Source organism: Spirosoma panaciterrae DSM 21099, from assembly GCF_000374025.1.
Classification (GTDB): domain Bacteria; phylum Bacteroidota; class Bacteroidia; order Cytophagales; family Spirosomataceae; genus Spirosoma; species Spirosoma panaciterrae.
In genome coordinates this window covers 46,332-55,864 of sequence record NZ_KB893201.1, presented here as the reverse complement: position 1 = coordinate 55,864, position 9,533 = coordinate 46,332, and the positions used below count along the sequence as shown (strand labels likewise).

Here is a 9,533-nt window from a genome sequence, read left to right as displayed (position 1 = left end):
GACCGATAAGCTCTACGGCTTAGCCCGGTTGGCTAAATGGCATGAGAAAGTCCGCCAAGCGGGTTTTAAGGCCTTCAACACGGTGGCTCGTTCGATCCAGAATCACTATGAAACGATTCTCAACTACTTTGACAACCGCAGTACGAATGCCTCAGCGGAGTCATTCAATGCCAAGATCAAGGCGTTTCGGGCTCAGTTCAGAGGGGTTGGTAACGTGGCATTCTTCTTATATAGGCTGTCTCAATTATATGCTTAATCCAAGTTACTCCACAAGTATTATCCTTGATCCAAAAGTTGTAGAGGGTATACGATTTATCTAGGTTTGTGAATCAATCAAACCGAGTCGATTTGGAGAGTTTCTTACCCATCGTCAGTTCCTGCTACCAAAGTTCATTTTGGAAAATTTCGAGTTGACTTCCAGCGACCGCCAGGATGGTGTCTTTCAAATGCGTATCGAAGAGAAAAATGCCGATCAGAATGAGCCAGGACGGAAGAATCTACTGTCCAAAGGCTTCTTCCCTACCATCACTGTCCAGGATTTTCCTATCCGTGGCCACCAAGTCTTCCTACACATCAAGCGCCGGAGATGGCTTAATACCAAGGTCTATCAGGATTAAACACAGGTAGCTGACGGAACGCTGTACGAATGGTCCATGTATGTCAATGGCCCGCTGGTATTCCGAGGAGAAAGGCAGTGATACTGTATTCGGCATGTATCTGGACAATCCAGATCAAAAAGCGCTTTTTGGTAAATTCGTGGGTGGCCTTGTGGCTATTCATGAACGATCGTACTCAATGCAACTCGCTGCTCAGGCAAGTTGAGTAAACGAAGATGGGTTGAGATTATCCTATTTCCAGGAAAACAGAGAGACTTTTAGCTATTTTGCCTTTCCCTAAACGAAGCTACGAAAATTCGTACCCTTCCCTTTCCCAACATAGATTAAGAGATATGTCTATTAGAATTGCCATCGTAACGGGTGCCGCACGGGGTATCGGCCTGGCCACCACAAAATTATTCCTGGAAAACGACTGGCGCGTCGCGATGGTTGACCGCGACGAACCCGAACTACAAGTGGCCTCAGAAAATTTACCCGGTACAATATCCATTCATTGTGATGTTTCTGTGCCGGAGATGGTTCAGGAAATGGTGTCGACGGTACTGGCCACGTTTGGCCGCATCGATGCGCTGATCAATAATGCTGGGGTAGCCGTTTTCGAACCCCTCGAAAAAACCGATTTCGACATCTGGCGAACCATTATGTCTACCAATCTGGATGGGGTTTTCCTTTGCACACAAGCCACCATACCCGCTCTGAAAGAAAGCCAGGGGGCCATTGTCAATATCGCTTCCATTTCGGCACTTCGGGCCAGTACCTTACGGGTAGCCTATGGCACCTCGAAAGCCGCAGTCGTTCATCTGACCAAACAACTGGCTATTGAACTGGGTGATTATGGGGTTCGGGTAAACTGTGTTTCGCCAGGTCCTGTAAAGACCAGACTGGCCGAAGCGGTCCATTCACCCGAAATTATCAAAGCCTATTACGATGGTATTCCCCTGAATCGGTCTGCCACCGAACAGGACATTGCAGAGGCAGTTGTATTTCTATGCTCAACCAAGGCTTCCTACATTACCGGCCAGATGCTTGCCGTCGATGGAGGCTTCGATGCGAGTGGCATCGGCCTGCCCGCCCTTCGCGCATCCAGAGCGCGTTTTACGTAGGTATCTGTTCGCTTTCTTTCAGCCTGCTGGCCTGCTCATCCAGTTGTAGCCATATGGATACAGCCGTCTCATCGTCCGCCAGGCTGGAAATATGCAGTTGTCCCTGATTCAATTCTAAAATCCTTTTGACAATCGCCAGGCCCAATCCAAAACCCTGCTGCTCGTACTGCTGACGGTCAAATTGGGTGTAAGGAGCAATCTGATCATAATAACAGGCCTTGAAAGGCTGCCCTTTATTGATAAGCGTTAATCGATAGTGAGTCCCATCGCATGCGCCGGTCAAACATACTTTTTGGGCAGATGCTGAGAATTTGAACGCATTGTCGATGAGTTCTTCCAGGCATATACGCAGGTTATCTTCCGAAATACAAAGTGGAACCGATTGAATAGTGAGCTGGTAGCGAAGGGCCCGGTCAAGTCTATACGCCACGGCCTGAACGATGCGCTCAACCTGTTCGGCTGTAATCCAGGAGTTCCCTTTCGAAAAGTAGGCATACGCGTCAGCATGAGATGGATCGAGCTGCTGCAAGGTATCCATCAGTTGAATGTTATCCAGCGATCGTTTCAACCGTAGTCCGCTTACCTTGATCATCCCCATCATCTCAACCGTCTCTTCATCCGTTAACTGCTGGTAATCGTCGAGCAGCAGGGAGGAGATACCAATTATGCCTGACAAAGCCGTATTGTATTCATGTGCCGTTACTGAGGCCAGTTTGTGGCGGAACGTATCGATCTGTGTTCGCAGCTCAGCTTTCCGGCTATCTTCCCTTTTTAAACGACTCTCAATCGTACGCAGCAGATTCTGAAATGTGAAGGGTTTGGTCAGGTAATCGTCGGCCCCCAGGTCCATGCCCCGTCGCATATCGGAGGTATCCGATCTGGCCGTAAGAAATATGAAGGGCACATTGGCTATTAGTCGATTGGCACGAACCACCTCAAGCACCTGGTAGCCCGTAACTTCCGGCATCATCACATCACAAAGAATCAGGTCTGGTGCGTGTAGCATAGCCTGCGTTATCCCTTCCCGGCCATTGGTGGCTGTTTCTACTTGGAATCCCTGTAACGTCAGCAATTCTTCAACATTTTCGCGCATCTGAACGTCGTCTTCAATGAGTAGGATTTGTGTAGCCATGAGTTCAATCAATCTAACGAGGGAAGTTTATTAAAAAATTAAAAACCAGCCGGTTACTGGTTGATCAGAATAGGGTCGGTTACGTTGATGGGTAGTGCGATCGTACAAGTCGTGCCCTGCTTTTCCTGGCTCTGAATATCGAAACTGCCGCCATGTAGCTCGACAAACTGCCGGGCAATCACCAGCCCTAACCCTGTACCTGGGATTCCACTGGTATTGCTGGCCCGGAAGAAGGCCTGAAACAGGGCCGAGAGTTCTTTCTCTGGAATTCCGATCCCCTTATCAACGACTTCAAACACAAGACGTTGCCCCTCAAAAATAATTCGCAGAACAGGGTTGCTTTTCGAAAACTTGAAGGCATTGGACAGGACATTGACGATAACATGGCTCATCAATTTATCGTCCAGATACACCGTATGGGGTACGCCTTCGATCCTGAAATCAACAGACCGATTATCGTTTCGATTGCTGAAATGCGTGGCAATTATATCTTCACACAGCAGCACGGCATCGACCAATCGGGGATAGAAGCTTACCTTTTTGGATTCTATTCGACCGATGGTCAATATATCGGTAAGCAATGCACTGAATTGTTCGATCTCTTTTTCGATGACGGTAAGGTGCCTTTCAATGGAGGCTCTGGCCGTAGTAATGGGCAGATCGAGGTATATTTTGATTAAGTCCACACTCGACTGTATGGTTGCCAAAGGTGTTCGGAACTCATGCGAAGCGGTTGCCACAAACTGCGACTTAAGCTGATTCAACTCCTGTTCGTGCTGTAGCGATTGCTGCAAAACCAGCTCTTTCTCCTTTTGGCTCGTGATATCATTGGCAATGCCAATCTGCCTTGTAACCTTACCCGTTTCGTCGCGGATAATGAACGTACGGACCAACATCCAGAACAGACTCCCATCTGGCCTGACTCCCCGGCACTGGATACTGATCTCTTCACCGATCTCATACAGACTGATCGCTTTGGCAACCGACGACCTGTCCTCTTCATAGATTGCCTCCAGAAACGACAATGGATTTTCGTATAAGCTCTGACAACTCCGGTTCCAGATGCGTTCGTAGGCCGGATTGACATACAGTAAGCGAAATGGATCGGTTGCATGAATCCAGAATACCTCATCCACATTGTCTGCAATGTCCCGAAAGCGCTGCTCACTTTCCAGCACAGCCGCTTCGGCCAGTTTTCGTTCGGTTACGTCCCAGGCAACCCCAATGGCGCGTATAGGTTTTCCCTTTTCATCCTGGGTTACCAGGCCATTCGCTTCGATGTAGCGAATACTTCCATCGGGGCGAATAATTCGGGAGATGATGGAGCGCTTGCTATTTTGCCCTCTTGAAAACGACAGTTCCTGAACGTTCGCCACGTCGGCGGGATGAATTATTTTCAGGAACTTCTCAAAGTTCCAATCAGGCTGGCGATATTCCTCGCCAAAAATCTGCCACATCTGATCATCCCAGAACAGGGTACCCTTAACCAGATCTTTTTCCCAGAGCCCCTGGCCAGCCGCCTGCGTAGCCAATTGCAGCCGTTGATTCAGATTGCGCAGTTGCATTTCAGCTTCCTGCCGTTCTGTAATATCCCGGGCCGACCCATACACGATCTGATTGATTCCTACGGCATTCCATTCTATGACCCGGTACGAACCATCTTTTGTTCGCATCCGGTTAATCTGATTACGGACCGGCTGTTCGAGAATGGATACCAGTAAATGTTCATACACAAACTGCTGCTCATCAGGATGAATGAGTTGTAAAAAAGGGATACGCATCAGTTCTTTTGCCGAATACCCAAGGGTCTGCTGAAAAGCACGGTTGACGGCGGCTATTTTTCCATGACGATCAGAAATGCAGTGCATATCCAGTGCGCCCTCAAAAAATGTATTTAGTTCCTGGTTTATTTGCTGGAGCTTCAACTCCACGTTCTTTAAAGCAGAGATGTCGGTAGAGATGCCCACATAGCCAATCAAAAGCCCATCATCATCCTGCAAGACACTGACTGCCAGCAATACAGGTAGCCTACTGCCAGATTTATGGATGGTTACACATTCGCAATAGAAAAAGCCCTGAGTAGCCAATGCTTCGGCAAACAAATTATGCGAGGGCGCCCCCTGAGTTACCGTTCGGTACACAACGACCGGTAAAGGATTCTGAGTAGTACCCGGTTTGAGGTAAGCCAGTCGGCCAATTAATTCTTCGGGACGATAGCCTAATAGGTGCTCACAGGCCTGGTTGGCGGTCTGGATAACCCCATGTATATCGGTTGATACAATCGCCTGCCCCGCATGTTTTAAAATAGCCTGGTGTAGCGTCGATAAGCGTCTTACCTCCTGTGTTCGCTCCTCTACCCGCCATTCAAGCTGCTCCGTATAGAGTTTTAGTTGGTCATCCAACTGCTGCTGACGCAATACAATCGCTAACGGCCTGGCTATTTCCTGGGCGATCTGACGGTACTCCTCGGTAAAGAAATGAGGAGTTACCGCTAGTAAGGTCAATGCGCCAATACAGTCTTTCTGATTATATAAGGGAATCGTCACCTGCGACTGAAAACCCTTTAGGTTAGCTATTAATTCAGGCGGTATACCCGTTGTGTCGGTCTGTAGGTCAGGGTAGTAGATGAGCTGAGCGGGGTTTGTATTCTGCTGAAATCGATCCTCAAAATAGCGGGCCGGAACGTTAATCGTTGGGTCTCTTTCTACCTCCCCGTCTATAACCCGGCATTTGGCTTCGGCCAGCCCGGTTTCTCTATTGATTTGAAAAACCGAAATTCGATTGCAGGGCACCATAGAGTACATGTACTTCATAGCAATCAAGAGCGGTGGTTCATCGGCCATTCGGGAACCCAGCAAAGCCTGATCGATGGCATGCAGGCCTTCGAGCCGAAAGTTTACCCGTTGAATGGCTATTTCCTGCTGTAGCCGCAGGAACACATTGGCAATCAATGTACTGAAGGTTTCCAGCAGCGAAACATCGTTCTGGTCCCATACATGGGGCCCGCTCATCGTGTAAAATCCGATAAAGCCCTGCGTTTTCCGGTTCTGAATTAGCGGAACCGCAATCATGGAATAGACCGAGATAAAGTTGAAGAAAGCCTTCTCCTGAACTTGTTCCGGGCTAAGTTCATCCACCTGCAACCGAATAAACTCCCCTTTTTCCAGCTTTGGCCGCATCCAGTCGAAGCATTCGCGCGGTCGGGTCTGAATCTTCGCCTTCCTTGATTGGTGCCCAGGCGCACACCATTCGTGTACACAATATCCCTCCTGATAATCGTCGGAATACATAAATACCGATGCCCGTTCGGCATCAATGTATTCACTGATCTGCTGCAACGCTTCTGGTATGTACTGATCGGCCTCGTTGGTTCTCAGTGTTATCAATCGGCTCGCAATGGTCGATATAATCGACTCCATAGCCAGCCGTCGCTGCAAACTACTTTCGTATCGTTTCTGCTCGCTCACATCCTGAATCCCCACCATAATCTGGCCCTCCATGGGTGTTAGGGTAATATCCTGCCATATGGTTTTGTCCTCTTGTTCGGCTCGCCTGCGCATCCATTGTGGCTCACCCGTCTGAATACTATTTGCCAGCCTTTTGGTCAAATCTTCGCCAAGTGTAAGCCCCACAGCCTGCGCTATCAGTTCATCCGGTCTCTGTCGAACCAGTTGGGCAAAGGCCGAATTAACCAGTTTGTAACGAAAATCAACGGTTCCCCCCTGCCTGTTCTGTACAGGTTCTACAAAAGCAACTCCCTGCGATGACGTATTAAACCAAAGCTCCAGATACTTCTCCATGCGTCCGTATGTTATTCATGCAGCAACCTGACGTTTAGGCAGATAACCAGTCTTTAAAGTAGCGAAACCGGGCTTTTGGTAAAATCACTTCCTGATGCTTCCCTCCTGCTTCTATCAGTAAACAGTGCTTGCCTTTGTCCCAATAGGTATAGTTCAGGACGCTTTTCCGATGCAGAATGACGTGCCGATTCACCCGGAAAAACTGGTTGGGATCCAGCCTGGCCTCCAACGTGTCCAGACTGGTATCAATCTGGAATACCCCTAATGGATGATGGACAAAGTACCCGCGCTTACGCGTACAGAAAAAACTGCATTCGTCGGTACGCAGAATCATGTATCCTCTTTCATCACGTCCACGAATCGTTTTTAAATAGGTGCTTGCAGCGCTGGGCTCCTTCCGTTGTTCATAATTTCTCTTTAACCGACTCTCGATTGCTTTCAGCAAATCCCGGAGCAGAAAGGGTTTTGTTACATAATCGTCAGCTCCCAGACCCATTCCTTGTCGTAAGTTGGCCATATCCGCTTTGGCCGTTAAAAAAATAAATGGGATATGGGCTGTATCCGGGCAGGCTCGGATACCTTCCAGCACCTGATAGCCACTCATACCTCCCATCATTATGTCGCACAGAATCAGATGGGGAAGCCATTGGCGGGCTTTTTTGAGGCCCGTTTTGCCATCTTCAGCGGTCTGTACATCGTATCCATTCAAGGCTAATTGCTCAGCTAAATTCTCCCGGATTTGTGCAACATCGTCAATTATGAGTATTTGCTTCACCATGTGTAGGTAAGATACCATGCAAACCACGCTCCCGGTAGCACAATTCTACCAGGAGTGTTGACTAAACCCTTTACGATTGTTGAGTATCCTGAACCAGAGAATTCCAGGCTTCAGACAGCCCATTAGGCCTGATTACTACGTCAGCAGAAAAGAAAAGACAGTTCTCATGTAGGAAACCCATTAAGGACCTGGGGGCATAATCAGCCTACACTAACAAATTTATTTACATAATTTTAAATATAAAAAATACAAGTAATCCTACTTATTGGTAAGTAAAGTTAAATCTTCATTAAATCAATCAATTTGCCATCATATTCAACCTATACCCGAATTGAGTCCCTATCTGCCCATTGAGACAGGAAGCATCTTCGGATGTACGCTTTTACTCCACTTCCAAAGATGCTTCCCACGTCAGCAGGGCAAGAACTCCCAGGCAAACTACTGAAAGATGAATGCCAGCATTAGGGGTACATAGCGTTTACAGTAGTTATGTCTACGGCTGACAAACCCTGACGCTGACTACTAAACGTCGATCCATCTTTTCTTGTCAGGGTTGGCAAACCATTTCTCGAAAAGTCATAGGAACCGTACATCATAATTGATTTAAAATCCAGACCTCCCGCATAATCGAATCCATCCATACCCCGTTGAGTATAGGTCTGGAAGTCTGCTTCATAGCCGGGCAGTATGTTCGTCGTGTTTATGGTAACATACGAATCCCGATCTGTTCGGCTTTGCTCATGCCATAACCCAATGGTATGCCCGATTTCGTGGATGGTATTGCCTGTTGTGCAGCTACTGGCCAGGTTTATGTATTGGACGCTTCCAATATACCCCACATTGGATGAACAGCCTGAGCCAGGTCGAAATAATACATAGCCACGCTGGGTGGTACGGGGCTTAAAACGGATTGGCGTGTTGGCCTCCCAGTGGGCAATCGCGTCGGTTACCCGAGCCGTATTGGGTAGTGCCGGGTCAATGGTGTAATAAACGATTTTGTTAGGCCATCGGGAAGATACCTTCGAACGACCCGCCCCTTCTGTATGCAAGTCGCCTGCATCATGAAGCGAATCTGGATTGATCAGGATATCGCGCTGGAAAACCGCCTGACCGTCAATGAGAGAATAGATAATTTCCTCACCATTCAATGTACCTGTTTTCGGTATCCCCCGTTGAAACGGGAAAGCTTCTTCAGGACGGCTAACGTTTGCTTTTGGGCTGACTTCCAGCCCATGTTCAGCAGGCATATGTGAGCAACTCATTGAGCTACAAACAAATGCAAAAAGCAGTAGTTGGGCAGATTTAGTTTTCATGGGTAGTTCGTGGAAAGGTCATGAACGAAGTCAATACATCATCATCCGTGAGGTAGTAACTGGATTTATCCAGAAATACGGAGCACCCTAACGCCATGCAGCGCTTTCTGGCCGAACGGTCGGTCGAAGCACTGTTAATGATAACGGGGATTCCTCGCCATTGGGGGTCGCCTTTCAGCATACGTAGCACATCATATCCCGACAGGATAGGCATATGCAGGTCTAGTAAGATCAAATCGGGAAACCGATGATCCAAGCGATGGGTAAGTTGTGTAATCAGATCTGTACCATCATAAAAGCTCCGGACATCATACGAATTGGCCTGTCCGTCAAAAATGGATTGTACCAGAAAATGCTCGTCCTGGTCATCATCGACCAGATAAATCAGTGGGGTGTGCCCTGTGTTCATACAGCAGATAGAGAAAGTTGTTACGGTGAAAATTTAAACTGCACTACCAGGCCTGAATAAGCCCTGTCGAATGGTTGAATAAACCGACCATCTGACAGGGCTAACCTACTATACACTATCCTAAAAACCCATACATTATGGTCTGTTCATGCGTGAACTGACCATTTTACAGGACGAAATGACCTAAATTGTTTTTTTCATAGTATCGATCAACTATCAAAAGGACAATCTTTTTATTTTACCACCATACAATATAGTATATTATACTTAAGTATAAATGACCATTCCATAAATAGCTTTAACTATTGAGCGTAGTAACTGACAAATCAGTTTCAATATCACAAATTGATTAATAGCTATCCCCCTATACGTATTGCCTCT

Annotated in this window: 9 protein-coding genes; 4 read left to right on the top strand and 5 right to left on the bottom strand. The window is 47.5% G+C overall.

The window, feature by feature from the left end:
• From B153_RS0124185 to B153_RS0124175, 4 genes are all read left to right on the top strand, one after another.
• Positions 1-256, top strand: a 256-nt coding sequence (locus B153_RS0124185; RefSeq protein WP_020599330.1) for a transposase, incomplete at its 5' end; no start/stop codon positions are given.
• A 139-nt stretch (positions 257-395) separates the two neighbouring features.
• Positions 396-617 carry an ISAon1 family transposase N-terminal region protein gene (locus tag B153_RS38345; protein ID WP_020599329.1) on the top strand — a complete coding sequence of 74 codons (222 nt, stop codon included), beginning with the start codon at positions 396-398 and terminating at the stop codon, positions 615-617.
• A gap of 46 nt (positions 618-663) precedes the next feature.
• Complete coding sequence (locus B153_RS37835) at positions 664-822, top strand: hypothetical protein (protein ID WP_020599328.1); 159 nt, start codon at positions 664-666, stop codon at positions 820-822.
• A gap of 127 nt (positions 823-949) precedes the next feature.
• Complete coding sequence (locus B153_RS0124175; RefSeq protein ID WP_020599327.1) at positions 950-1,720, top strand: SDR family NAD(P)-dependent oxidoreductase; 771 nt, start codon at positions 950-952, stop codon at positions 1,718-1,720.
• On the opposite strand, the gene B153_RS0124170 is transcribed toward B153_RS0124175, so the two are convergent.
• The 5 genes from B153_RS0124170 to B153_RS35770 form a co-directional block, all read right to left on the bottom strand.
• The gene (locus tag B153_RS0124170; protein ID WP_020599326.1) at positions 1,713-2,852 is read right to left on the bottom strand and encodes a hybrid sensor histidine kinase/response regulator; all 1,140 of its coding nucleotides are present in this window, start codon (positions 2,850-2,852) and stop codon (positions 1,713-1,715) included. The two genes, B153_RS0124175 and B153_RS0124170, sit on opposite strands and share 8 nt — an antisense overlap.
• Before the next feature lie 53 nt (positions 2,853-2,905).
• Positions 2,906-6,652, bottom strand: a complete 3,747-nt coding sequence (locus B153_RS0124165) for a PAS domain S-box protein (RefSeq protein WP_020599325.1) — start codon at positions 6,650-6,652, stop codon at positions 2,906-2,908.
• A 34-nt stretch (positions 6,653-6,686) separates the two neighbouring features.
• On the bottom strand, positions 6,687-7,430 hold the full coding sequence (locus tag B153_RS0124160) for a response regulator transcription factor (RefSeq protein WP_040761953.1): 744 nt from the start codon (positions 7,428-7,430) through the stop codon (positions 6,687-6,689).
• 461 nt (positions 7,431-7,891) lie between these two features.
• Positions 7,892-8,743, bottom strand: coding sequence for a M12 family metallopeptidase (locus B153_RS0124155; RefSeq protein ID WP_026262416.1), 852 nt, complete (start codon positions 8,741-8,743; stop codon positions 7,892-7,894).
• Positions 8,733-9,152: a response regulator gene (locus B153_RS35770; RefSeq protein WP_020599322.1), complete on the bottom strand. Its 420-nt coding sequence runs from the start codon at positions 9,150-9,152 to the stop codon at positions 8,733-8,735. The genes B153_RS0124155 and B153_RS35770 overlap by 11 nt, the downstream gene beginning before the upstream one ends.
• Positions 9,153-9,533 lie beyond the last annotated feature (381 nt).